This window comes from Kocuria sp. JC486 (assembly GCF_011602805.1).
GTDB classification, from domain to species: domain Bacteria; phylum Actinomycetota; class Actinomycetes; order Actinomycetales; family Micrococcaceae; genus Kocuria; species Kocuria soli.
On the sequence record NZ_JAAOZS010000010.1, the window covers coordinates 81,084 to 105,147 of the forward strand.

General features: G+C 69.2%; 16 protein-coding genes. 14 read left to right on the forward strand and 2 right to left on the reverse strand.

From position 1 onward, the window contains the following. Positions 1-212: 212 nt before the first annotated feature. Genes GWK18_RS07130 through GWK18_RS13445 form a run of 4 tightly spaced genes read left to right on the forward strand, consistent with a single transcriptional unit; the run spans position 213 to position 7,359 of the window. The gene (locus tag GWK18_RS07130) at positions 213-1,466 is read left to right on the forward strand and encodes a SufS family cysteine desulfurase (RefSeq protein ID WP_245193012.1); all 1,254 of its coding nucleotides are present in this window, start codon (positions 213-215) and stop codon (positions 1,464-1,466) included. Between the two features lie 15 nt (positions 1,467-1,481). After that, on the forward strand, positions 1,482-1,955 hold the full coding sequence (sufU, locus tag GWK18_RS07135; protein WP_166834185.1) for a Fe-S cluster assembly sulfur transfer protein SufU: 474 nt from the start codon (positions 1,482-1,484) through the stop codon (positions 1,953-1,955). Continuing rightward, the gene (locus GWK18_RS07140; RefSeq protein WP_166834187.1) at positions 1,952-4,516 is read left to right on the forward strand and encodes a LuxR family transcriptional regulator; all 2,565 of its coding nucleotides are present in this window, start codon (positions 1,952-1,954) and stop codon (positions 4,514-4,516) included. Before sufU ends, GWK18_RS07140 begins: the two co-directional genes overlap by 4 nt. Further along, entirely contained in the window at positions 4,513-7,359 is a 2,847-nt protein-coding gene (locus GWK18_RS13445; RefSeq protein WP_166834189.1) for a LuxR C-terminal-related transcriptional regulator, read from the forward strand. The genes GWK18_RS07140 and GWK18_RS13445 overlap by 4 nt, the downstream gene beginning before the upstream one ends. Positions 7,360-7,396: 37 nt before the next feature. Here the strand turns inward: GWK18_RS13445 and nhaA are convergent, their stop codons facing one another. Together nhaA and GWK18_RS07155 are read right to left on the reverse strand one after the other, a co-directional pair. After that, positions 7,397-8,695 (reverse strand): Na+/H+ antiporter NhaA, encoded by a 1,299-nt coding sequence (nhaA, locus tag GWK18_RS07150; RefSeq protein WP_166834191.1) that lies wholly within the window; start codon positions 8,693-8,695, stop codon positions 7,397-7,399. Positions 8,696-8,843: 148 nt separating this feature from the next. Continuing rightward, entirely contained in the window at positions 8,844-9,341 is a 498-nt protein-coding gene (locus GWK18_RS07155) for a DUF2505 domain-containing protein (RefSeq protein ID WP_166834193.1), read from the reverse strand. A gap of 160 nt (positions 9,342-9,501) precedes the next feature. Between GWK18_RS07155 and GWK18_RS07160 the strand changes: the two genes are divergently transcribed. The 10 genes from GWK18_RS07160 to GWK18_RS07205 all read left to right on the forward strand — a co-directional run bounded on the left by GWK18_RS07160 (position 9,502) and on the right by GWK18_RS07205 (position 23,955). Further along, entirely contained in the window at positions 9,502-9,882 is a 381-nt protein-coding gene (locus GWK18_RS07160) for a hypothetical protein (protein ID WP_123825058.1), read from the forward strand. A gap of 371 nt (positions 9,883-10,253) precedes the next feature. Beyond that, positions 10,254-11,459 (forward strand): glycosyltransferase, encoded by a 1,206-nt coding sequence (locus GWK18_RS07165; protein WP_166834195.1) that lies wholly within the window; start codon positions 10,254-10,256, stop codon positions 11,457-11,459. Continuing rightward, positions 11,456-12,307: an acyl carrier protein gene (locus GWK18_RS07170; RefSeq protein WP_166834197.1), complete on the forward strand. Its 852-nt coding sequence runs from the start codon at positions 11,456-11,458 to the stop codon at positions 12,305-12,307. The genes GWK18_RS07165 and GWK18_RS07170 overlap by 4 nt, the downstream gene beginning before the upstream one ends. Continuing rightward, positions 12,307-13,560 (forward strand): acyl-CoA dehydrogenase family protein, encoded by a 1,254-nt coding sequence (locus tag GWK18_RS07175; protein ID WP_123825061.1) that lies wholly within the window; start codon positions 12,307-12,309, stop codon positions 13,558-13,560. Before GWK18_RS07170 ends, GWK18_RS07175 begins: the two co-directional genes overlap by 1 nt. Then, on the forward strand, positions 13,557-14,642 hold the full coding sequence (locus tag GWK18_RS07180) for a hypothetical protein (protein ID WP_245192986.1): 1,086 nt from the start codon (positions 13,557-13,559) through the stop codon (positions 14,640-14,642). The genes GWK18_RS07175 and GWK18_RS07180 overlap by 4 nt, the downstream gene beginning before the upstream one ends. After that, the gene (locus tag GWK18_RS07185; protein ID WP_166834199.1) at positions 14,639-15,676 is read left to right on the forward strand and encodes a DUF1839 family protein; all 1,038 of its coding nucleotides are present in this window, start codon (positions 14,639-14,641) and stop codon (positions 15,674-15,676) included. Before GWK18_RS07180 ends, GWK18_RS07185 begins: the two co-directional genes overlap by 4 nt. Before the next feature lies 1 nt (position 15,677). Beyond that, a complete protein-coding gene (locus GWK18_RS07190) occupies positions 15,678-18,446 on the forward strand; it encodes a hypothetical protein (RefSeq protein ID WP_166834202.1) in 2,769 nt (922 codons plus the stop codon). Then, positions 18,439-20,226, forward strand: coding sequence for a hypothetical protein (locus tag GWK18_RS07195; protein WP_166834204.1), 1,788 nt, complete (start codon positions 18,439-18,441; stop codon positions 20,224-20,226). Before GWK18_RS07190 ends, GWK18_RS07195 begins: the two co-directional genes overlap by 8 nt. Positions 20,227-20,256: 30 nt before the next feature. Further along, on the forward strand, positions 20,257-22,248 hold the full coding sequence (locus tag GWK18_RS07200; RefSeq protein WP_166834206.1) for a hypothetical protein: 1,992 nt from the start codon (positions 20,257-20,259) through the stop codon (positions 22,246-22,248). Between the two features lie 153 nt (positions 22,249-22,401). Then, entirely contained in the window at positions 22,402-23,955 is a 1,554-nt protein-coding gene (locus tag GWK18_RS07205; protein ID WP_166834208.1) for a lipopolysaccharide biosynthesis protein, read from the forward strand. The last annotated feature ends 109 nt before the right edge of the window (positions 23,956-24,064 follow it).

Genomic DNA, 24,064 nt, shown 5'->3' on the forward strand with positions numbered 1-24,064 from the left:
GCCCGCGTGCACCCCGGTGGCGGTCGCGCGGACACCCCCACTGCCACACCCGCAACACCCGCATCGCGCCACCGCCGCAGCGCAGATCCCCCAGGAGGTCCCTCGTGCACTCCGACAGCAGCCCTGATCGACCCGCTCCCGTCGTCGTTCCCTCCGTCGTTCCCGCTCCCGGTGAGCGGACCGGGGTGTTGGACGACGAACAGGCACGGGAACTGGCGGCGCGGTTCCCCGTCCTCCGCCGCACGGTCGGGGACAAGCCGTTGGTGTACCTGGACTCGGGTGCCACGTCCCAGCGGCCGGAGGCCGTTCTGTCCGCGGAACAGACCTTCCTGACGCAGTCCTACGCCGCGGTGCACCGCGGGGCGCACACGCTCGCCGTCGAAGCCACCGACGCCTTCGAGGACGCCCGGCGCACCGTGGCGCAGTTCGTGGGCGCGGAGGAACGCGAGGTGGTCTGGACCTCCAATGCCACCGAGGCGATCAACCTGGTCACCTACGCCATGTCCAACGCCACTGCGGGAAGCAACGGGGCAGGACCTGACTCCCGACGCTTCGCGTTGGCCCCGGGAGACGAAATCCTGGTGACCGAATCGGAGCACCACGCCAACCTGGTGCCTTGGCAGGAACTGTGCGCGCGCACCGGCGCGACCCTGCGCTGGGTCCCCGTGGACGACGACGGACTGCTGCGCATGGACACCCTGGACGACCTCGTGGGTGAACGGACCAAGGTCGTCGCCTTCACCCACGTCTCGAACGTCACGGGGGCGGTCAACAACGTCGCCGCGTTCGTGGCCGCCGCCAAACGCGTGGGCGCCCTCACCGTGCTGGACGCCTGCCAGTCGGTCCCGCATCTTCCGGTGGACTTCCATGCCCTGGACGTGGACTTCGCCGCGTTCTCGGGCCACAAGATGCTGGGCCCCACGGGCATCGGGGTGCTCTACGGACGTGGTGAACTCCTGGATTCGCTGCCCACCTTCCTCACGGGCGGATCGATGATCACCTCCGTGACCATGGAACGCAGCGAGTACCTCCCCGCCCCCACCCGGTTCGAGGCCGGGACCCAGCGCATCTCCCAGGCCGTGGCCCTCGCGGCGGCGGTCCGGTTCCTCACCGACGTCGGAATGGACAAGGTGGCCGCGTGGGAGGCGCACCTGGGTCAACGGCTCGCCGTCGGTGTCTCGCAATTGCCCGGGGTTCGCCTGGTCGGCCCCCGGCCGGGGCAGGAGAGGGTGGGCCTGGCCTCCGTGTCGGTCGAAGGCGTGCACTCCCACGACGTCGGGCAGCTGCTCGACGTCGCCGGTGTGGCCGTGCGGGTCGGGCACCACTGCGCCCAGCCGCTGCACCGGCGGCTGGGCCTGACCGCGACCACCCGGGCGAGCACCTACCTCTACAACACGACCGACGACGTCGACCGGTTCCTGGAAGAACTCTCCGGGGTGCGGCGCTACTTCCGCGTGGACGACTGAAGGAGCTGAACCACCATGAGCGCACTGGATCAGATGTACCAGGACGTCATCCTCGATCATTCCAAGCGCCGGATCGGCGAAGGTCTGGCGGCGCCGGACGAATCACCCCTGGAAGGTGAGACCGCCGCCGGATGTCATCACGAATACAACCCGACCTGCGGTGACGAGATCCTGGTGCGCGTGGGCGTGGACGGCGACCGGATTTCGTCCCTGAGCTGGCAGGGCGACGGGTGCTCGATCTCCATGGCGGCGGCCTCCGTGCTCTCGGAGATGGCCCCGGGTACCGACCTGGGCACCCTGCGGACCCAGATCGAAGAGTTCCGGGAGATGCTGCGCTCGCGCGGAAACCACGAACCCGATGAGGAACTGCTGGGGGACGCCGTCGCATTCGTGGGGGTTTCCCGCTTCGTGGCGCGCGTGAAATGCGCCGCGCTGGCCTGGGTGGCCACCGAAGCGGCGTTGACCAAGGCGCTCGCGGAGTCCGCATGAGCACCTCCGAGCGAGCCGGTCGGGCACGCCTGCCCAACCGGGTCGCGCTGGTCGAGGAACTCGTCGCGCTGGGTCGCCGGGAATCCTACGGACTCAACGTGCTCCTGACCGGCCCCCAGGGCATCGGCAAATCGGTCCTGATGGAGGAGGTCGTGGACCAGCTGCAGTCCACCTCACGGATCGTGCGGTGGGAGGACATGGACGAGCCCATGGGCGCTGATTCGGCCGTGGACCGTTACCTTCGGTACCGCTCCCGGTTGGCCGCGGATTCAAACGACCGACCCACGGTCGTCGTCGTGGACGACGTGAACACGGTGGCCGAGGCCGACAGGCGAGCCCTCACGGAGATGGTCCGGAACCAGGAGATCGGCCTGCTGGTGACGGCAACGGCGGTCCGGTTGGCAGGTCGCGCACTGGGCACGTTGTGGCGGGACGGAATGCTCCACGAACGTCGGGTACCGGAACTCGATGTCACGGACGTCATGGAGCTGGGCCGCTTCCTGCTGCAACGCAGGGTGCCGTTCACGGAAGCCACCGCGGTGCTGAGGGCCTCGGCTGGAATTCCCGGGCACGCCGTGGCTGCGCTGGGTCATCTGGACGCGACTCCTGGGCGACCGCGTTCGCTCGCGCACGTTCCCGACGTCAGCGGGAACCAGGAGCGCATTCTGCGCATCCTGGCCCGGGTCCGTGACTTCGCGGCGGTCATCCTGGTCGACCTGTACGGGGCCGAGGACCTGGACGCCCTGCGGGACACCGACGTCCTGCGCCTCACGGGTTCGGGGGTGGCCAGAGCGGTGTGCATCGCGAACCCCTGGGTGGCGGACACCGTTGCCGCCACCACCCCGCCCGAGATCGACCGGGAACTCTGCGAGAGCCTGACGCCGTATCTGACCGACGTCCGGTTGAGTGCCGGAGCCGCCGCGGACCTGCTCCTGTGGCGCCATGACCTGGGGCTCGCGTTGGACGAGTCGCGGGTGGCGCAACTGGCCGAGGAAGCGGCCGAGAACGCGGACTACGGAACGGTCCACGCTCTCATCGAGACCCTGGGCAACGAATCGGCACCATTGCGCGGCCTGCACACCCTGGCTCTGGCCAGCCTGGGGCGCATCGACGCCGCCACCGAACTCGCACGGCCCTTGTTGGAGGCCGACGCGGACGCGCAGGCCAAGGGCCTGACCACCCGTGAGGTCGAAGCGCTCTACGTCCTGGCGGCCATGAGCACACAGTCCAGGCGTGAGCCTGGTGAATTCGAGCAGCTCCTGGAGACCGCGCAACGCCAGCACAGGAAACTCGTTCAAGACTCGGACGCCCCCCAGTCGCTGGCCCAGGCCAAGGCGCTGCGGGAGGCTGCGCTGACCGGCCGGTGGGTCATGGACGACTTCCTGGGGGAGTACACGGACCTGGCGGACTCGGTGAGTCGCGTGTCCGCGGGCAGCAGGGTGGACCGCACCACCCGCGCCCTCATGGTCGGGATGACGGCGAAAGCCAGCGCCATCGCCGGGCGCCCGTTGGACGGGCAGGCGCAGCTGGCCCGCGCTGTTCGAGTCGACACCTCGGCCCGCAACGCGAATCTGGCGCAGCGCCACACGGTGGACGCCGCGATGCTCGCCGGCATCCTGGCGGGGGAGTGGCCGGTGATCCTCCAAGAGGCGTGGCGGGGGGACGATGCCTTCGCCCACAACCCTGGCTGGGTTCGCCACAACCTGGTGCTCGGGGCGGTGCTCCTGCTCTCGGGTCGGCCCCGCAAGGCGCTGCAGCACCTCTCCGAGGGCCTGCGGGACAGCGAGTCCGACAACGACTTCCCGGTGCCGCAGCTGGTGGTGAGCGCCACCGCGTGCGCCTACGCGTGGATCGGTCAATCGGACTCGGCCAAGGCCCTGCTCCGGATGGTCGAGACCATGGATGTCCAGGAGTCATATTTCTACCGAGCCGTCGGTGACTACTTCCGCGGACTGGCGGAACTGCTGCTGGGGGACGTGGCCGATGGTGTGCAGCGGTGGCGGTCCCGGGCCGACGACGCCGTGGCGCGCGGAGCCGACGGCCTGGCACTGGTCTTTCTGCAAGCTCTGGCCAGGGCCGGTTCCGAGCTGGCCGTGCAGGATCTCCTCACCGTCTCCGCGCGGTGCCAGGGCGCCTGGGCGGAGACCCTCGGAGCACTTGCCCAGGCACTGGACGGGCAGCGGATCACGGACATGCGCGCCGCATTGCGCGGAGCCGTTGCCATGGGGGATCTCGGGCTCGCAGGGTTCCTCGAACGCCTCGTCGGCGAACGTGGCAACACCACGACAGCGGGGCCCGTCGTCGCTTTTCCCGACGACGAACTCGGGGGCGATGACGCCGGGGTGACGGACACCCCGTCGTTGGTCATGGCTGCCGTTCTCACGACCCGGGAACGGGAGGTCGCCGATCTGGCGGCGGCCGGGTTGACCAACCAGGCCATCGCCGAGGAGGTGGGCTTGTCCCGCCGCACCGTCGAAGGTCACATGCGGCAGGTGCTGCGCAAGCTCGCACTGTCACGGCGTACCGAACTGGTGGACACGTGGAGAGTGGGGACTGCGTGAACCCTTCGAACACGACGATCGACCGCAGCAGAGGACCTGGGCACCGCAACGTGTTGCCCAAGCCCACGGCGGATGGTGACCGCAGTGCCAGACACCGGCGACTTCGAGCCCGTCTGCAGCCGACGCACCTGGTGGCCTCTCGGGCCCAGGCCGTGGAGGCGGCCGTGAACGACCTGCGGGACGGTGCGTGCATGGGCGTCGTGATCCACGGCGTCTTCGGGGCCGGAACCTCCACGGTTGCGCGGGCCGTCCTGGCGGAACTCGTGGGGGCCGTACCCATCCTGCGCGCCGAACACCAGCCGGAGGGCACCATCGACTCCCCGCTGGGTGGGCTTGCATTCATGGTGGCCGCCCTGGCGCAGGACCGGGGGCTTCCCGAAGCGCCGCTCCACGACCCCGCGGCGGCACTGGACCTGGTGGCCGGGGTCTGCCGCGAGCGACGAAGCGCAACCGGGCCCACGCCCGTCATGGTCATCCAGGATCTGCATCGCATGCCCCCGGCTGCCCAGCAGATGGTCTCCGCGCTGCTGGGCGCGGGGCTGGTGAAGGTCATTCTGGTCGCGTCCACGGCCTCGGCTACCCATGCAGCCGGGGATCTCCTCCCCGTGCTGCGCCGGGGGCTGCTGCGCGCACACACCCTGTCCGCCCTTGACGGCGACGGTGTGCGGGAGCTCATGGAACAAGAACTCGGTGGTGTGGTTCCGTCACTCACCGCGCAGTGGACCACGATGCTCACGGCGGGTGTTCCGCGCCTCGTGATCTCCTACCTGGACCGGGCCCGCGAGGACGGACTCTTGGTCTTCGACGACGGTCTGTGGCACTTCACGGGGCCCGTGGAAGGTGTTTCCGACGAACTGCGCGAGGTCGTGGCGGTGCAACTGGCCCAGCTGACCGCCGCGCAGCGGGAGGCACTGTTCGTCGTCGTCCTGGCCGAGCGGATCGAGATGAACCCCCGCGTCAACGGCGCCCTGGGTGAGGACCTGGAGGCCCTGCTGGAATCCGGGATGGTGCAGAGCCGTTTCGAGGGCCAGCGGTGGAGCCTGCTTCCCAGTTGTGAGCACTTCGCCGAGGCCGTCCGGCAACACCTTCCCCCGGGGTTGGCGGTCCACCTGGGCGCGCAGCACGACTCCGTTCTCGACGGCGGGCTCGGCCCGGAAACCCGCGCCGCGTGGGCCGTGAACACGGGGACGGCGGTGGACAGCGGTGAACTCGTCTCCCTGGCGGCAGCGGCCAATGACAGGCTCTGGGCCGATTACGCCCTCCGCACGGTGGAGGGCCCCATGGACACCGCCCGGCAGTCCGCCGCTGATCTCGAACGGCTCCGGGCCCGCATCAAGCTGCGCCACCACCTGGAGGCGGGGGCGATTGCCGCGGCCATCGACACCTCCGCGCTGGACACGAGGCAGCTTCGTCTCCTCATGACCTGCGAGGGGATCCTCCTGGGCACTGGCGAACTGCCGTACTCTCCCGCGACGTGGGCGAGCCGCTGGGAGCAGCTGTCACGCAGTGCGTTGGCCGCGGGAGACGACGAGGCGGGTGACGCGGCAGATGACCCCGGAGACGGTGCCGAAGACGGCTCGTCGGCGGAGGACGAGCGGTTCTTCGAACACTGCGCCGAGCTGGTCCAGCTCTGGGCGGACTGGGGACGTTTCGGCCAGGAGGACCGCCCGGAGGTCTGGGAGCACGCTTGCCACAGTGACGTCCCCGAGATCGCCATGCTGGGACTGTGCCTCTCCGGGCGCCACCTGACCCGGCGCGCCGACCTGAATGCCTCCGCCGAGGCATGGTCGAGGGCGCTCCTGCTGGCCGAGGACCGGCCCGGGCTGCTGGGCGTGTTCACGGATTCGGCGCGTATCGGAAGACTCTGGGCGGGGGCCCTCAGCGGTGACCCCGTGACCCCGCTGAGTGCACTGCCCAACACATGGGGCCCGGAGGACTCGGCCCCGTACCTTGCCCTGGCCGGCCACTACTACGCGGCCACGGGCATGCACCACCTCATCCGCGGCACGGCGGATTCCGCTCACGGCTACTTCCGGGCTGCCGTGGCGTGTTCGCGCGACGACACGGCACCGCACCTCCTGGCTATGTGTCGGCGCGCCCTGGAACTGACCACGTTCCTCACCACCGGACGACTCGCGGAACGGGAGGACCTGCCGGAACCCACGGACCCGTCCCTGCCGGACGCAGACCTGCTTCCGCTGCGATGGGCCGCGGCACTGTTCGACGCCGTCGCGCGCACTGCTCAGGACAACGCAGCGGACCTCAGCACGATCCTGGGGGTCCTGGAGTCGGCCACGGCCGACGGTGAAGTGGTCACCGCGCACTTCGCGCTCGCCCAGATCATGCAGACGGGCGAGGACGCCTTCATCCGAAAGCTCCTGGAGGTCTCACACGGCACCAGCGGGCTCTACCAGGAACTGGTCCACCGCATCTGCCGGGCTGTTCTGTCCGTGGACGTGGAGGAGCTGGTCACCGTCGGTCTCCAGTGCCACGCCGCTGGAATCGACGGCCTAGCGGGGGACGCGCTGGAACGCTCCTTGGTGTTGTTGAGCCCGTACGCGCCGAAGGCTGTGGTCACCGCGGTCACGGAGGCCGCCGACGCGGCGTTCAAGGCCACGGGCCGGTACATGCGTCCCCGCTCGGCCGCAGGAGGGCGACGGAACGCGACCCTGACCGCTCGGGAGCAACAGGTCGCCGAACTGGTCGCGCAAGGACTCACGAATGCCCAGGTGGCTGCGGAGCTGGGGCTCGGGCGGCGCACCGTGGAAGGCCACGTGTACCGCCTGTTCGACAAACTGGGGATTTCTCAGCGCGGCGAGGTCGAGGACGCCCTCAGAGGCTGACGTTCCCCGTGGTGCCGCTCTTCAGAAACCGAGGCGCTCAGGCGTCGTAGGTGTCGACCTCGTGTCCGGCCGCGCGCAACGCACCGTAGTGACGGTTGCGAATCAGCAGCAGGCAGCCGCCCACGAGTGCGGCGATCATCGAGCCGGTCAAGATACCCACCTTGGCGTGGTCGTCGTGAGCGGAGCCCGTCCCGAAGGACAGATCGGCGATGAGCAGCGACACGGTGAATCCGATGCCCGCCACGATCGCGAGCCCCAGGAGATCGATCCACGAGTAGTCGGAGTCCTTGCTGGCAGGGGTGAATCGGTCCATGAGCCAGGAAGATCCGAAGATTCCAACAGCCTTGCCGAAGAACAGACCCAAGATGATCCCGATTGCCACGGGGTCGCCCAAGGAGTCCTTGAACCCGGACCATCCACCCACCGCCACACCCGCGGAGAAGAACGCGAACACGGGAACGGCGATGGCATTCGCGAACGGCCGGAAACGGTGCTCGAGCTCGGGGGCCAGACCCAGAACTGGCGCCTCATCTGTGATCAGGCGCGGAGGAACCCGGAACACCGGGGTGGCGAATCCGAGCAGAACTCCGGCGATGGTTGCGTGCACCCCACCGTTGTAAATCAACAACCAGGTGACAACGGCCAATGGAAGCAGGACTGCCCATGCGGCCCATTTCTTGGTCATGAAGAAGTCCGTGAAACGGTGCGTGATCACCCAGTACACGGCTGCCGTCATCAGTGCGCCACCCAGGGACAGCAGGTTGATGCCGTGACTGTAGAAGATTGCGATGATCATGATCGCGATCAGGTCGTCCACGACGGCCAGGGTCAGCAGGAACGTCCGCATGGCGACGGGCAGCTTTGACCCGACCACGGCCAGGACCGACACGGCGAAGGCGATGTCCGTGGCGGTGGGGATCGCCCAACCGTGCATGGTGGTGGGATCTGCCCGGTTCAGCGTGTTGACGCCCACGAAGATCAGAGCCGGCAGCGCGACTCCGGCGACGGCCGCCACGATCGGCAGGGCCGCGCGTCGTGGATTGCGCAGCTCGCCGTCCACGAACTCTGCCTTGAGCTCAAGGCCGATCAGGAAGAAGAAGATCGCCAATAATCCGTCCGCGGCCCACTCACCCACCGTGTGCATGAGTCCGGGAACTGCCTCCGTGCCGATCTCGTAGTCACGGACCTGGAAGTAGAGGTCGGCCAAGGGCGAGTTCGCCAGGACGAGAGCGGCCACCATAGCGCCGAGCAGCAGTGCACCGCCCACGAGGTCCTTCCGGAGGAAGGCTCCGAGAGCGCTTTCCGAGGTGGCGTGTTGGGTCGGTGCATCGGACACGGGACGTCCTCCTGAAGCGTGGTGCGAGCGAGTCAGTCTACGCGGGGTTGGATCCACGAAGGGCCATGGAACCGGCCGGGTGACGGCAAACTTCCCGGCCGGTCCAGGCGGGGCATCGGTGGTTACCTGGGCCCTCGTTCGTGCGGAATCAGTGCGAGGCGATCCAAGCGTTGGCTTCGCGGGCCTGCAGGGACAGCGCCTTGCCCACGTACGGTTCGGCGGCGGCGGAGATCTTGGCGCCCAGGATCGGGATCTTGGTGGTCAGGGTCATTTCCACGGCAACGTCGGTCTTGTCACCGGAGGCGGTCAGACGCTGACTGCCCTGGCCGGAGGCCGGCAGGCCGCCCACCGTGATCTCCGTGCGGATGCTGCGTGACCCGTCCGCCTCCGGGGCGTCCCACGAATCCACCTGGGTGATGGTCAGGCCGTCCTTGATGACCTTCTTTGCGATGTCGGGCAGCTTCTCGGAACCCATCTTGCGGACCGTGGTCACGGTGAACGGACCGGACGGGTCCCCGTCCACGGTCTGGGAGGCCAGCGTGGCGCCGGCGCGTTCGGCGACGTGCCGGTTGAAGGATTCGTCGAGGAAAGTGGCCACCACCTTGTCGACCGGTGCATTGACGGTTTGTTGCGCGGAAACAGCCATGGGTTCCTCCTTGGATAAGGGGGTCGGGGTTGGCGCCGGGTCCGATCACCGGCTCGACCATCGTAGTTGTTGCGGGTCATGACGTTGTGGTCACCTGGTGGGGGATGAAGGAACGAAACTGATGCGAGGATGGCGGGACGCAACCCACGGAGGCCAAGTGATGCATGACAAGACCAAACGAGCTCGCCGCGATGCGAAATTGCTGGCTGGCCTGACCGGCAGCCTCGGCGTCCTGCACTTCCTCAAGCCCAAGCCATTCGACTCCCTAATTCCGCGCGCCCTGCCCGGTTCGCCGCGCTTCTGGACGCTCGCCAGCGGGGTCGCCGAACTCGTGATCACCGGCGGCCTGCTGGTACCCCAGGCCCGCCGTGCCGCAGGCCGAGCCGCGACGGTGCTGTACCTCGGCGTCTTCCCCGGGAACGTTCAGATGGCCTGGAACTGGCGCCACAAGTCGTGGCCATGGCAGCTCGTCTCATTGGGTCGCCTGCCGTTGCAGGCCGACCTCATAGTCCGCGCCGAGCGGGTCCATCGCGACTCATGACGCAGCTGGACGGCGGCGCCTCGCCGACCCCCCTCTGAGGTGATGCACCCGGGGCTCAACCGGTCGGTCACCTCCACAGGGGTGGAGGGAGGCCACGGTCCTAAACGGCATGGCGACCCCCCATTGCTCCGTAGCCGCGCCTGTGGCGAGGTTCACGCCCCAGGCGCGCGTGTTTTCGCGGTGTGGGTTCAAGTGGGGTCATGGGCGCATGATGGGCAGGTTCGCAAATACATACACTTGCCGGGGGCCGGACACGGATTGGTGTCGCGACCCTCGGCAGCGGGTGGATCATCGGCCGGAACATGACGCGGGTGCGCAGGGCACGGGGATGCGTGAGCGCCACTCAGAGAGAAACCACAGGGGACACCTACATGGCTTTGCCCAATCGTGCATCGGGGGCGATCGACCGCACCCGATCCGGCGCGCAGCACTCCACTCCGGGCGGCCCGGAGGCCGGGCGGGGTGGTCATCGACGCCGTGTCCTGCACGTCGTCGAGGCCTTCGGTGGCGGCGTCGCGGCCGCCGTGCGGGACTACGTACGTGCGCTGCCCGAGTGTGAACACCACCTGGTGTGCCGGTTGCGTCCGGAGGCGGACACGCTGGAACCGGAGTGGATCGACGAGTTCGCCTCGATCCACCGGATCGACGGCGGCCACATGGGAGCCACCAAGTTCGTGCGCGCCACCCTGGCGCAGCTCCGCCCCGACGTCGTGCACGCCCACAGCAGCTATGCGGGAGTGTGGGCGCGGACCGCGCTGGTCGGCATCGACGGCGTCCGTTGCGTCTACACCCCCCACGCCTGGGCCTTCGACCGGGAGGACAAATCCGCGGCCGAACGTCGCACCTACCGCAGCGTCGAGCGCGCGCTGAGCCGCCGTACGGACGTGCTGGCCGGGTGCTCGCGCGCGGAGAACCAGGAAGCCCGTAAGTGGGGGAGCAAGCTCAAGACTGTCTACGTGCCCAACGTGGCGCCCGATCCGCAGCGTGAGATCACCGGCGCTCCGATCCAGGAATGGACGGATCCCCGCGGGCCGTTGGTCGTGGGGTCGGGGCGGTTGACCATGCAGAAGGACCCCGAGTGGTTCGCGCAGCTCATCGCCGCCCTTCGTGCCTCGGGAGAGTCAGTGCGTGCACTGTGGGTCGGTGGCGGCGACGACGCCCTCCAGGCCTCCTTGGAAGCGCAGGACATCGAAGTGACCGGCTGGGTGGATCCGGGCACCGTACTGGAGCATCTGGCCCAGGCGGACCTGTACGTGCACACGGCGCGCTGGGAAGGGTTCCCCATCACCGTGCTGGAGGCAGCCCGGTTGGACCGGCCGATGGCTGTGCGCGGAATTCGCGCGTTCGACGACATCGGCATGCCGTTAGTGCTCCAGGAACCCGCGGAGATCGTGCAGCACTGGGGGCGACTCAAGGATCCACAGGCCCGCTCGACCGTGGTGGCCGAGCAGCATGCAGCCCTGTGGGAGAACACGCGCTCCATGCAGCGCGAACGCCTGGCGGAGGCCTACGGGATCGAGCTGCTGCCCACCGGGGCCCTGGGGATCGACCTGATCGTGGCACCGGCGCAATCATGACCGTCGCGGGGATCGGATGTGATCTGCAGGCGCACCAGCCGGTGCGGGCGGCATGGTCGCGCCACGGCGACCGGTATCTGCGAACCGTGTTCTCCCCGCTCGAACGCCGTAGCGCCTCCGCCGACGTGCCACTCATGGCGCTGCGGTTCGCCGTGAAGGAATCGGTGGCCAAGGCACTGCAGGTCCGGTCCGATCAGCCGCTGCCCTGGCGCGAGATCTCCGTGCTCGGTGCGCGGTCGGCTGAACCCGCCGGCCCCGAGCCGGCAGCGCAGGTGTGGCAGGTCCACCTGACCGGAGCCGCCCGTAGCTATGCACGGACCGCCGGGATCACGCACTGGCTGGTCGAGGCCGACCCAGGTGACACATGTGACACGGCAATCGCAACCGTGCTCGCGCTGGCTGGTGCGAAATCATCGATTCGGGCCATGATGGAGACTCGACGCGGTGACTGCACCGCCGTCGAGAGCCACCGGACAACCGACCTCGGGGGAGGTCGGACGGCCGTGGCAGACATGCCGGGCGGGGTACCGGAACGCACAACGGCCGATGCGCCGAGGTTGGGGGAAACACACATGAGTCAGGAACAGACCGACGCCGTGAACGACGCCGTGGAGACCGTTCGCCAGGTCGTGGCGCAGCACGCGCACCTGAGCACCGACGCCGCAACGCTGGCAGAAACCGACAGCCTGTACGGGGCGGGCATGACCTCGCACGCCTCCGTCAACGTCATGTTGGGGGTCGAGGACGCGTTTGACATCGAGTTCCCCGAGGAGATGTTGACCAAGGAGACCTTCGAGTCCCTGAACTCCATCGCCGCCGCCGTCGCGCAACTGCAGGACGAGCAGTGATGAGCGTGCGCAGCGAACTGGGCACGTCCGCCAAGGTGATCGACGAACACGAGGTTCCGTCAGGCACCACCATCGTCCGTGAACTGGCCGAGGACACCGCGGCCGACTGGTCGGAGCGCATCGCCTCCGTGGTTGCCGTGGCCGCGCAGTTCGCGGCTGCCGTGGACGCCGAGGGCCGGTTTCCGCACGAAGCCATCGGTGAGTGCCGCGCCCAGCGAATCTTCGGTGCTGCGGTCCCGTCCGCCAACGGTGGCGCCGGTCGTTCGATTGGTGAGATCTGCGAACTGGTCGAGGAACTCGGACGCGTGTGCGCCTCGACCGCGGCGATCGTGGCCATGCACTTCAGCCAGGAGCTCTGCCTCACCCGGCACGTGGACCTGAGCCAGGACTCACCGCTGACCGAGCTCACGCAGCGGGTGGTCACCGAGCAGTGGCTGATCGCGTCCTCCACCACCGAGAAGAACATCGGTGGGGACACCCGAACCTCCTCCTGTGCGGTGGTGGACAACGGCGACGGCACCGTGTCCGTCCGTAAGTCTGCACCGGTGATCTCCTACGCCCGGTACGCCGACGCCGTGTTCGTGACCGCCCGGTCCACGCCGGAGGCACCGTCCTCCGAGCAGTCGCTCGTGGCCGTGCCCAAGGCCAATCTGGAGCTGGACCGGACCTCCGAATGGGATGCGCTGGGTCTGCGCGGCACGATGTCCGAGGGCTTTGAACTGGCCGCCACCGTCCCGGCCGAGTACGTACTCCCGGTGGATTTCGCCACGATCTCCGCTCGCACCATGCTGCCCGGTTCCCATACGCTTTGGGCCTCCTCGTGGCTCGGACTGGCTTCCAACGCCGGAGACGTTGCGCGCAAGTTCGTGCAGAAGAAGGCCCGCGCCACCCCGGGGCAGCTGCCGCCCGGTGGGCTGCGCCTGGCCGAACTCGAGATCGACCTGCAGCGGATGACGGACGTCGTGCGCACCAACGTGCAGCGCTTCGACGACCACGCCGAGGACCCGGAGGAACTGTCCTCCATGTCCTTCGCGATCGCCATGAACACCCTCAAGGTGTCCACCTCGGAACTGGTGCGCAAGATCGTGGCGGACGCCATGGTGATCGTGGGCATCGCCTCCTACTCCAACGTGGGCCCCCTGTCCCTGGCCCGGCCGTTGCGCGACGCGATGGGCCCGTCCCTTCAGGTCAACAATGACCGCATCCTCCACAACACCGCGACCCTCCAAATGGTCTCGAGGGGCAGACGATGACGCCGACCGAACCCACCGACTCGACCCCGACCGAACCCACCGACTCGACCCCGACCGAACCGAACCCGACCGACCAGACCGAAGCCGACCCGACGGCCGAAGCCGAGGTTGCCTTCGAGCGTGAACTGCTCGAGGCGCAGTGGCTGCTGCCCACGCTCGGACCGGGCGTGACCGGCACGGGGGTGGCCATGGAAGCCGTGATCCGGGGCCTGGAAGTCCTGGCCCGGCAACGGGTCGAGGAGCACCTGGACCGTCCGGGGGCCGTCCGCGCGGTGCGATTCCCACCGGTCAACGGGCGCTCGATGCTGGAACGCACCGACTACGTGGCCAGCTTCCCCCAGCTGCTCGGCACGATCGACGTCTTCACCGGTGACACGAAGGCCCACCGGAGACTCCTGGCGGACCGGGAAGCGGGGCTGCCCTGGGACGGGCACCTCCACACGAGCGACTACGCGCTGGTACCCGCGGCCTGCCACCCGCTCTATGCGTGGCTGTCGATGACCGGGAACACCGCTCCCGCGCACGGTGAGCCCAACGGCGACGGTGGGGGGCAGCCGGAGACCCGGGCGGTTGTCGACGGCACCGTCTGGGCGCTCACGGGCGATTGCTTCCGCAACGAACCCTCGCCGGACCCGATGCGGCTGGTGAGCTTCCGCATGCTCGAGTTCGTCCTCCTCGGAACCCCGGAGCAGGCTCTGGCCCATCGCGGCGCCATGCTTGAGCTGGGCTCGCAGCTGCTGCGTGACCTCGGCCTGACCGTGAGCGTGGAAGGGGCCAACGATCCCTTCTTCGGCCGGGCCGGGGTCATGCTGGCCAAGGGCCAACGGGCGGCCGAACTCAAGTTCGAGATCACCACCCAGGTCTACGCGGGGCGGGACACCGCGATCGCTTCCGGGAACTATCACGACGAGCACTTCGGCGCGGAGTTCGGGTTGACCACGGACGACGGCGCCGTCGCCCACTCCGCCTGCTTCGGGTTCGGCCTCGAGCGGATCGCCCTGGCCCTGGCCCGCAGGCACGGCACGGACCTGACCACCTGGCCCGCGCGGACTCGCGACCTGCTGGGATTGGAACAGGCGTGACGGGCACGGACACGGGATCGACGGCGGGCCCCGCCCGCGCCGTCGACGGGACCGGGGCAACGGCCCCGGTCACGGTGTCCGCCCCCGGACTCACGCCGGAGGGCTTCTCGCGGCATACCCTCCACGGGGAGGAATCCGTGTGGTCCAACACCAACTGCTACCTGGACGTGTGGATCGAGCTGCTGCACGGTCTGGGGCGCCGCCCCGAACCGCTGTTCGCGGCGGCGGTTGCGGCGGACACCCAGGTCGAACAGTTCGAGTTCCTCAAGATCGACCACCGGGACCTGGAGGAGGTTCACGGCATCCGGGTCGGGGAGTACGACGTGTGGACCACCCTGGTCGATCACGTTCGCACCCAGATGCAGGCCGGGAACCTCATGATCGTGGAGGCGGACGCTCACTGGCTTCCCGACACCCGCGGGGTGTCCTACGGGCTGGAGCACACCAAGACCTCGATCGTCCCGCTGCACCTGGACGTGACGGCGCAGCACCTGGTCTACCTGCACAACGAGGGACTGCACGAACTCCGGGGTGAGGACTTCGACTTCGTCTTGGGGGAGCGCCGCAGCGAGGGGATCGTGCCCGCGCCCTACGTCGAACTCGTGCGGCTGGACCGCTTGGTCCCGGCGGACGACTCCCGTGCGCGCGAGGACACCATGCGACTGCTGGCCCACCACGCAGGCCGTGCCCCGGACCACAACCCGGCTCTGGCGCTCATGGACGTCCTGCGCTCCCGCTTCGACTGGCTCCAGGGCGCGGGCATGGACGGATATCACGCCCTGTGCTTCGAAACCACCCGCCAACTGGGCCTGGTGGCCCTCCTGGCCGCCGCCGCCGTGCGATTCAGCCAGGTGCCCGAACTGCAGTCGGCCGCAGATTCCTGGGAGACCGTCAGCAGGGAGGCCAAGGCCCTCCAGTTCCAGCTGGCTCGCGTGGCCCGCGGACGTACGTCCAAGTCGCTGGAATCCACCATGACCACGATCACCGATCAGTGGGACGACGCAGCGGCCACGTTGCGCCGCTGGGCCGGCTGACATGCTCACGGGTACCGACCACATTCGTGATCACCTGCCGCGGGACGCTTGGTACCTGTACCGGACTGCCCCCGGGGCGGTTTCCTGGCGAGGGGACCTGAACTGGGACACGCGGTCCGCGCCCGCGCAACCGCCCGCCTCCCAGGTCCGGGGTGACTCCGTTGCGCTTTCTGCCGCCCCCGAATCGGACGACGACGCCGTGGAAGGGGAGCACGGGAGGCTCGCCGACCGGGTGGCCGCCGCCGCGGATCATGTTCTGGCGGCGACCGTGCCCGGAACCGCGGCCGGTGCCTGGCGGGACGCTGAGCTCCCGTCCGCCACGTTCCAGGCGGATGCGCACGACTGGTGGTGGACGACCACCGTGAACCTTCCACAGGACCCACAGGACCCACAGGACTCGCAGGACCCACAGGAGTCACCGGGCCAACGGGCCTACCGGTTGGAACTGCGGGGCGTGGCCACCGTGAGCGAGGTCTTCTGGGACGGCCGCCGCGTGGCGGCATCGGTCTCGGGCCTGGACGACATCGTGGCCGATCTGACCGCGCGACCCGGTGAGCACGAACTGGCCATCGTGTGCCGCGCGCTCGAACTGGTCCCCGTGCCTCGAAAGCCGCGCCCCCGATGGCGCTCGACCCTGGTCTCGGACTCCTCTCTCCGCTGGCGTCGGACGCCGCTGATCGGGCGTATCCCGTGGGCCGGGACAGCCGTCGTCGTGGGCCCGTGGGGAGAATCCTCCCTGCGCGCTGTGCCCCACCACGGGGTGTCCGTGACCGCGGTCCGAACTGAGCTGAGCGAAACCGACGGCGGCCCGGCCACGGTGCACGTCGACCTCACCGCCGACCGGGCCACGACACTCACCGTGCGGTGTGCGGGGGCGGAGCACACGGCCACGCTCGCGGCCGGGCAGCACCGAGTGGCCCTGGAGGTCCGGGGCCCTGCACTGTGGTGGCCAGCGACCCACGGAACCCCCACCCTGCACGACCTCGAGGTTCAGGCCGGCGGACAACTCGTGGAACGCCGACGGGTGGGCTTCCGCCAGATCCGGGCGCGCACGGACCACGGCGGTTTCACCCTGGAGGTCAACGGGACCCGTGTCTTCGTTCGCGGAGCGGTCTGGACGCCCGTCGACGCCCTGACCCTCGGGGACGACCCCGCCGAGATCGACCGGACCGTGCGCGCCATGCGAGCTGCGGGCGCAAACCTCCTGCGCATCTCCGGCACCCACGCATGGGAGGCCGAGGCCTTCTACCGTGCCTGCGACCGCCACGGACTCCTGGTCTGGCACGATGCGATGCTGGCCACCCTGGATCCACCCTCCGATCCGTCCTGGTTGGCGTTGGTCGAAGACGAGCTGCGCACCTGGCTGCCGCGACTCGGGGCGCATCCGTGCGTGGCCGTGTTCTCCGGCGGCAACGAGGTCCTCCAACAACCCGTCCTGTGGGGACGCGACCTCTCCCAGCTCCCGATTCCGGTGATCGATGACCTGATCCCTCGATTGACGGCGGAGCTTGCACCGCAGGTGGTCCACGTGAGCAGCACACCGTGTGGCGGTGAGCCGCCGATTCGGCCGGACCACGGAATCTCGCACTGGTTCGGGGTGGGGGCCTACCGCAGGCCTCTGAGCGACGTCCGGACCTGTGGCGTGCGCTTCGCGGCGGAAGCCTTGGCCTTCGGGGTGCCCCCGGCGCCTTCGGAGATCACACGGTTCTTCGGCACCGGGACGGCCGACTCTGACGACTCGGTTGCGGCGGACTGGCGGTCCGCGGCCGCTCGGGACCCCGGCGCCGCATGGGACTTCGAGGACACGAGCGTCCACTACGCCCGCCGGTGGATCGAACCCGGGATGGAGGCTGACACCGGGGCAGCCGGTGCCGAGTCCTCCACCCCGCCGGTCAGGCTGTCGGACACCGGCAATTCCGACGGCGCGTGGTCCGCTCTGTCCCGGGATACCCAACTGCACGCGGAACGTGCCGCGGTAGCCCAAGCGGTCGAACACACGCTGACCGACCTGCGCCGCGGGGACTCCGGGTGCGACGGGGTCATCGTGTTGGCCTCCAGGGACCTCACTCCGGGAGCCGGATGGGGTCTGCTGGACTCCACGGGCCGACCCAAGGCCACGTGGTACGCCATGCGCAGGGCCTGTGCGGAGACCGCCGTGACACTAATCGACGACGGTCTGTCCGGATTGCACGTTCACGTGCACCACGACCAACCGGTCGTCCTCACGGGCAGGCTGTATGTGAGAACATGGACAGTGCATCAAAATCCGGGTCCACAAGCGGAATTGTCCGTTGAACTGACGGGTCCGGGGGAGTTGGTGTACCCCGTCGAAAAGCTCCTCGGCGGATTCCTGGACCTCGACCACGCCTGGGGGTTCGGCGACCGGCAGTGGGAAGCCCTGGAGGTCGAGCTGGTCCCGGACGATTCATCGAAGGCCCAGCCGCAGGTCGTCGAATCGCTGCGGGCGGTACGTCTTCTCGGGGGCGGTCACCGGCACGCGCTCGCCGACCTCCGGGAAGGTCAGGGGCTGGAACGGCGAACCGTCGACGCGGCAAACACGGACGGCGTTCACGACTCGATCGGGCCCACTACCGTGGAACTGACGGCGGGACGGGCGGCTGCCGCAGTCGCCGTCGATCCGGGGCCGGGGTTGGTCCCGGACGACGACTTCATGGACATGCCACCGGGCGGACGACGGATCCTCACCGTCCGACCGGTGCAGCACTGGCCCGCTTCGGCGTACTTTTCAAGGAGAGACGGGAATGATTGAGGGCGAACCGACCTGGATCGGAGCCGATGCCTCGGCGGTCCTGGCCTGGATCCACACCCCTGAAGACGCCACCAGCCGCGGCATCGTGGTGGTGGCACCCCCCGCGGGTCGGGAGCTGATGCTGTCCGAACTGACGGTGCGGCGCCTGTGCATCCTTCTGGCCAGGCAGGGGTATACGGCCGTGCGCTTCGGGTGGCGCGGCAGCAAGGACTCCCAGTTGCTCTCCGCCACCGACGACGCCGTGGTCGCCTGGCAGCAGGACCTCGCCGCCGTGGTGGAAGCGACCCAGGGCCTGCTCGGTGCCGATGACCTTCCCGTGGACGCCATCGGTTACCGGACCGGGGCCGCCGTCGTCGGTTCCGTGGCCGAGCGGTTCCGCACCGTGGTGTCTTGGGAACCGCTGTCCGGACAGGCCTTCGTTCGCCAGTGGTCCCGGTTGCGCGGCACCGTCGCGGGACACGTTCCGGCGTCCGAGGGACTGATCGACCTGCTCGGCATGGCCCTCACACAGGAACAGACCGATCAGTTCTCGGCCCTGCCTGCGCCCCGTCCCGGCGACGACAACGGATCCACCCCGGTGGTGGAGGTCAAGGAGGCGGACCGGCGCCGCGCCAAGGCGATGTACGCAGTCGAGCCCTTCGACCTGCGCCTGCACGACGACGTCTTCCGAACGGTCATCGAGGCCCTGCCAGGCGGCGATCCGCAACCCGTGGCCGCGCGTCTTGCCACGGTCCGCGAGAACACCTGGACGGACTCCGCGGGCAACCGACTCAACGAACGGATCGTGGAGATCGGCCCCGAGCGTCGGATCGGCGTGGTGACCTGGCGCGACCAGGAGGGTGCTCCGGGGAAGTTCCACGGAGCGCACGGGGTACTGGTATCCGGGGGCGGGCCCGACGGCCGCGTGGGCAGCGGCGAGTGGCCCATGATCGCCCGGGAACTGGCCGCCGACGGGATCGTGACCCTACGCGTGGACCGCCCGCTGGTGGGGGACTCGACCCCGGTGGACGCCCTACGGGCCACCAACAGCTACACGTTGCGCAGTGCCCTCAGTTTCCGGGAGTCCCTGGACTGGTTGCGGGCCAACGGCTGCGGACGCGTCAGCGCCGCCCTGCTGTGCGCGTCAGCCTGGGCGGCCTGCCTGGGGGAGTTGCACGACGGCGCTGCTGTGGACGCGGAAACCATCGTGCTCGTGGGTCACTCCGAGTGGAAGATGGACCAACAACTCTGGGCCGAGGCCCGCGAGTTCTACAACGCGGACGCCCCGCGAGACGCCCCCGCGGCGTCGAACCGCGCGGCCCGCAGCGAACCCGCCCTGCGTCTGCCCGACCCCACGTTCCGACCCGGGCTCGTGGGTCTGCTGGACCGAGCGGCATGGGCCCGCGAGGTGTTCCGGGTGGGTGGGGTGCGCGAACTCAAACGACGGGCCCGGGAAGCGGCCGTCGTGGCCGTGCGGACCCGAATGCCTTACGTCCTGTGGCGGGTGGCCGGCCGGCTCGGCGTCATGGAGACCCCGGAACGCGTGTTGGAACCCGCGACCAGGCACGCGCGGGTGGTGGTTCTCAACGGCCCGGACGATCTGCCGAGGTGGGTGGAGACCCGTGCCGACCGGGCCGTCGAGCGGCTGGCCGCAGCGGGCAGGGACATCACGGCGATTGCCTCCGACCGCTTGGACCACTCCGTGATCACGGCCACCGGGTGCCGCACGGTGCTGGACACACTTCGGCAGCAACTGGTCACTCGGGAGGCCCCCAAACGCCCGGCCGCGGCCGGGTCATGATCGGGACGTGACGTGAAGGGGCAACGGACGATGTCGTCCACGACGGAGAACAGGACCAGCGGTCCGATTCCGACCTGGGTCCGGGTGCCGGAGACCGCAGCCCAACGCGACACTGCGGAGGGTCTCGCCCCGACCACGACGCGACGGGACGCGCAGACCGTGGAAGGTCGCGACGTCGCAACGGGCCCCGTGCTCCACGGGGTTCTCGAAGCCCCTGCGACCGCCCAGATGACCGTGTCCGGCTCCGAACCCGATTCCGAATCCGATTTCGCGGGGCCGCACGGGGTCACGGGGCGGGGAGGGGCCCGTTTCGCGGTGCTGCTCGTTCACCCCGTCGGACGGGAGCACGTGGTGAGCCTGCGCGCCGTCGTGGCGCTGAGTCATGAGCTGGCGATGCGCGGTGCTCTGGTGCTGCGTATCGCCCTGCGAGGCACGGGAGATTCCTCCGCGGCCCCGGAGGACTTGGCGGCGGCGTGGGCGGCGGACGTGCAGGCCGGGTTGGCAGAACTCGCCGCACGGAGTCCCGGCCTGCCCCTCACGGCGGTGGGTCTGCGAATGGGTGCCGCTGCGCTGTCCACCGCCCTCGTGCGCGAACCCCCGTCGGCCGTGCGCCCGCAGCGGGTGATCCTGTGGGAGCCAGTGGGCGGTCGCGCGTACCTGCGCAGGGCCGCCGCGCTCCGGCGGATGAGCCTGGACCGGGAGACGGTCGAGGCGGATCGTGGAACGGAGACCGCCGGCGAGCTGTACTCACCCGCCCAGGCCGCGTCCCTCAAACGTCTGGCGGACCCCGCGCGGGCCTCCCTTCCGACCGGTTGGCGCATCCACGTGGAATCCGATCCCGAATCGGCCGAGCTGCTGTACCAGGTCTCGAGCGAGTTCGCCCGGGTGCCCCGGACCACCGTCAAGGCCATCGCCGACGAACTGGCCACGTCCGTCGCACCCCGTTCGAGCGGCTCGGACGATCCGCACGGGTCGGACGGCGCGAACGGCGACGACGGCGCGAGAGGGTTGGACCTGGAACCCGTGAGCGTCGTCCGTAGCACCCATCAAGGCGTCGACATCACGGAGACCCTGGTGCGCACCACCGCCGGGCACCCGGGGATCCTCACTGAACCCGCGGATGCGACCCCGTTGCCCGCGGAGACCGCCGTCTTGATGGTGTCCGCAGCGGCGGAACCCGCCGACGGTCCCACAGGCCTGTGGACCACCTGTGCGCGAGACCTCGCGGCCCACGGACTCACGGTGCTGCGGTCGGACCGGCCGAGGTGCGGAGTGTCCACGGACCCGCTGGACGACGACCCGCCCGTGCCCTACGAGGACGCAGCGATCGATGCCGTCGCCGACGACGCCCACTGGCTCGCGGGACGGACGGGGCTGCCCGTCACGGGTGTGGGGCTGTGCGTCGGGGCCTGGCTGCTCCTGCGGACGGGGACCGGGGGGAACCTGTCCCGGGTCATCGCTTTCAACAACATCGCCTGGCGAACCGGCACGGCCTTCTACCAGCGGGTGTACCGGGAGATCGCGACCTGGGACGGTGCCCCCGCCGGTCTGGTCCCGGACGTGGTCCCGTCGGACTCCACGCTCAGCAGGGCCAAGAAGTCCGCTCGTCGTTTCCTGTCAGTGTCCAAGGCGCGGGTGGAGGCGGACGCCCCGGCCTGGCTGTGGCACGCCATCGGCCGCACCGGCATCGTCGATGCGCCGTCCGTCGTCCTGGCAGACCCCGCCATGCCACCCGCCGTGGACCTCATCCTCGGCCGGGAGGACCTGCAGCGCTTCGAACAGTTGCACGGCCCCTGGGCCCTGAGCCGGATGAAGGGCCGCACCACGGAACGCGGCGGGCGCGACGGCGTTACGGTCCCTGAGATCCTGCTCACCCCGCAGGCCGCCGGACCCCTGGAATCTCGCGCATCCGGCGTCGTCCTACGGTCTGTCCCCGAACTTGACCACGGGCTGCTGAGTGCCGTTGCAAGGGATGCCGTGCGTACCATCCTCCACGAGCTCCTTGTCCGAACACCTGACTGACGCGTGAACACGGCGGGGTCGGGGCGTCCTTCGGGGGAAGACGTCCGGCCCGGATCGGGCCGTGGGACGGAGCCGCCTGTCTCGAAGCAACGAGTGGGGGCAAATGCACAAGCGGGCGCCGAGGATCCGGCGCCGAGACAGACAGGACATCACGTGGGGAAACCGGACCAGGAAGAGCACACGACGGGCGCCGACACCAGTGCCTCCCGCCTGGGTCAGAACATCCTGTGGAACTACCTCTCCGGGTTCACCTCGATCTTCGGCCTGCTGTTGCTCTACCCGCTGGCCGTCACCATCGTGGGCGCCAGTTCCTATGGGCTGTGGGTCCTGGCCATCGGCGCGATCCAGATGCTCACCATGACGGACTTCGGTCTGGGAGCGGGGATTGTCCGCACCTTGACGGGCATCCCCGACGACCCGTCCTACCAGCGGGAACGGCGCATGTTCGTCACCGCCGCCTTCCTGGTCTTTCTGATCCTTGCCACGGTGCTGACGGCGGTCTACGTCGCCGTGTTCCCGTTCTACCTCCAGACGGTCACGATTCCGGAGCAGGACCGTTCAATCCTTTGGCCGATGACCGTGCTGGCCGGACTGACCCTGTTCATCTCCCTGATCGGGCGTGGCATGAACTCGGTGCTGTGGGGTCTCAACCGCCCGGACATCGAACGCAAGGCCGCCGTCGTGGCCATCCTCGGGCGCGCCGCCGGTTACGGGATCGTCATGGTCACGGACACGGGGCTGCTCGGCATCGTGATCGTGGAGTGCCTGTCCCTCATGCTCCCGCCGCTCGTGTGCTTGATCGCGGTGGGGCGTCGGTTCCACTCGCCGGTCTTCGCCAAGGGACTGTGGTCCGAGCACGGTAAGCCGCTGATCAAAGTCTCCTCCGTCATGTCCATCGGTGCGCTGTCCCAGTTGGGCATCTACCAGCTGCCACTGTTCCTGGTGGGCCCCACGCTCGGCCTCCACGCGACCACGGCCTTCGGTGCCTTGATGAGGGTCTACCAGTCCTGTCGACTGGTGGTGTCCTGGATCGCGCTGCCCTACGGCTACCCGCTGCGGATCGCCACCGCGGACAAGGCCGCCCGGATCCTCAAGAACTGCCTGACGCTGACCTTCGGCATCGGAGTGCTCATGGGGACGGCATTGGCGGTGATTCCCACCGAATTGATGACCGCCTGGATGGGCGACGACTTCGCGTTCGCCGCCACAGGTCTGGCCATGCTGACCTTCGGGATCATGGGGGAGGCCATCACCCAACCCGCGAACCTGGTGATGAACCTGCGCGGGTCACCCATGCGGGCCTCGATGCTCAGCCTGGCGGTGCTGGTGCTGACCCTGCCCTCGGTGTGGGCGGCCACGCACACGGACAGCATCACGCTGGTCGCCCTGGCCACGGTCCTCCCGAGCTTCCTGCTCTCCGGCCTGCAGATGTACCTGGCGGAGAAGGACGTCTCCTACGGGATCGTCAAAGCCGACCTGATGCGTTGGACGGGGATGGTGGCCGGTGCCGTCGCGTTCGGCGGCGTTGCGCTGATCCTGGCGCACTTCCTGCCCGCTTGGCCGACCATCGCGGTGGTTGGCGCGGGCCTGGCCGTCATGGCGTTGCGGATGCTCAAGTTGGTGCGCGCCGACGGTGCGGTGGTGGCCGAGATGAGCGAGGAGAACTCCGAAGCGCTTATGGGCGAACGCGAGGCGACGGGCGACTGACGGGTCATGTGCAGCGGGCCGTGGCCCGGGGGGGCGGGGGGGGGGCGGGGGGGGGGGGGGGGCCCCCCCTGGCGCGTGGCGGGTCCGGGCGATGTGGGTAGTTGGGGGG

Excerpts from the sequence above, each read along its gene's own strand:
- GWK18_RS07160 (WP_123825058.1), top strand. The coding sequence starts at position 9,502 with ATGCATGACAAGACCAAACGAGCTCGCCGCGATGCGAAATTGCTGGCT.
- GWK18_RS07200 (WP_166834206.1), top strand. The coding sequence starts at position 20,257 with ATGTCGTCCACGACGGAGAACAGGACCAGCGGTCCGATTCCGACCTGG.
- GWK18_RS07175 (WP_123825061.1), top strand. The coding sequence starts at position 12,307 with ATGAGCGTGCGCAGCGAACTGGGCACGTCCGCCAAGGTGATCGACGAA.
- GWK18_RS07170 (WP_166834197.1), top strand. The coding sequence starts at position 11,456 with ATGACCGTCGCGGGGATCGGATGTGATCTGCAGGCGCACCAGCCGGTG.
- GWK18_RS07190 (WP_166834202.1), top strand. The coding sequence starts at position 15,678 with ATGCTCACGGGTACCGACCACATTCGTGATCACCTGCCGCGGGACGCT.
- sufU (WP_166834185.1), top strand. The coding sequence starts at position 1,482 with ATGAGCGCACTGGATCAGATGTACCAGGACGTCATCCTCGATCATTCC.
- GWK18_RS07180 (WP_245192986.1), top strand. The coding sequence starts at position 13,557 with ATGACGCCGACCGAACCCACCGACTCGACCCCGACCGAACCCACCGAC.
- GWK18_RS07155 (WP_166834193.1), bottom strand. The coding sequence starts at position 9,341 with ATGGCTGTTTCCGCGCAACAAACCGTCAATGCACCGGTCGACAAGGTG.
- GWK18_RS07165 (WP_166834195.1), top strand. The coding sequence starts at position 10,254 with ATGGCTTTGCCCAATCGTGCATCGGGGGCGATCGACCGCACCCGATCC.
- GWK18_RS07195 (WP_166834204.1), top strand. The coding sequence starts at position 18,439 with ATGATTGAGGGCGAACCGACCTGGATCGGAGCCGATGCCTCGGCGGTC.
- GWK18_RS07140 (WP_166834187.1), top strand. The coding sequence starts at position 1,952 with ATGAGCACCTCCGAGCGAGCCGGTCGGGCACGCCTGCCCAACCGGGTC.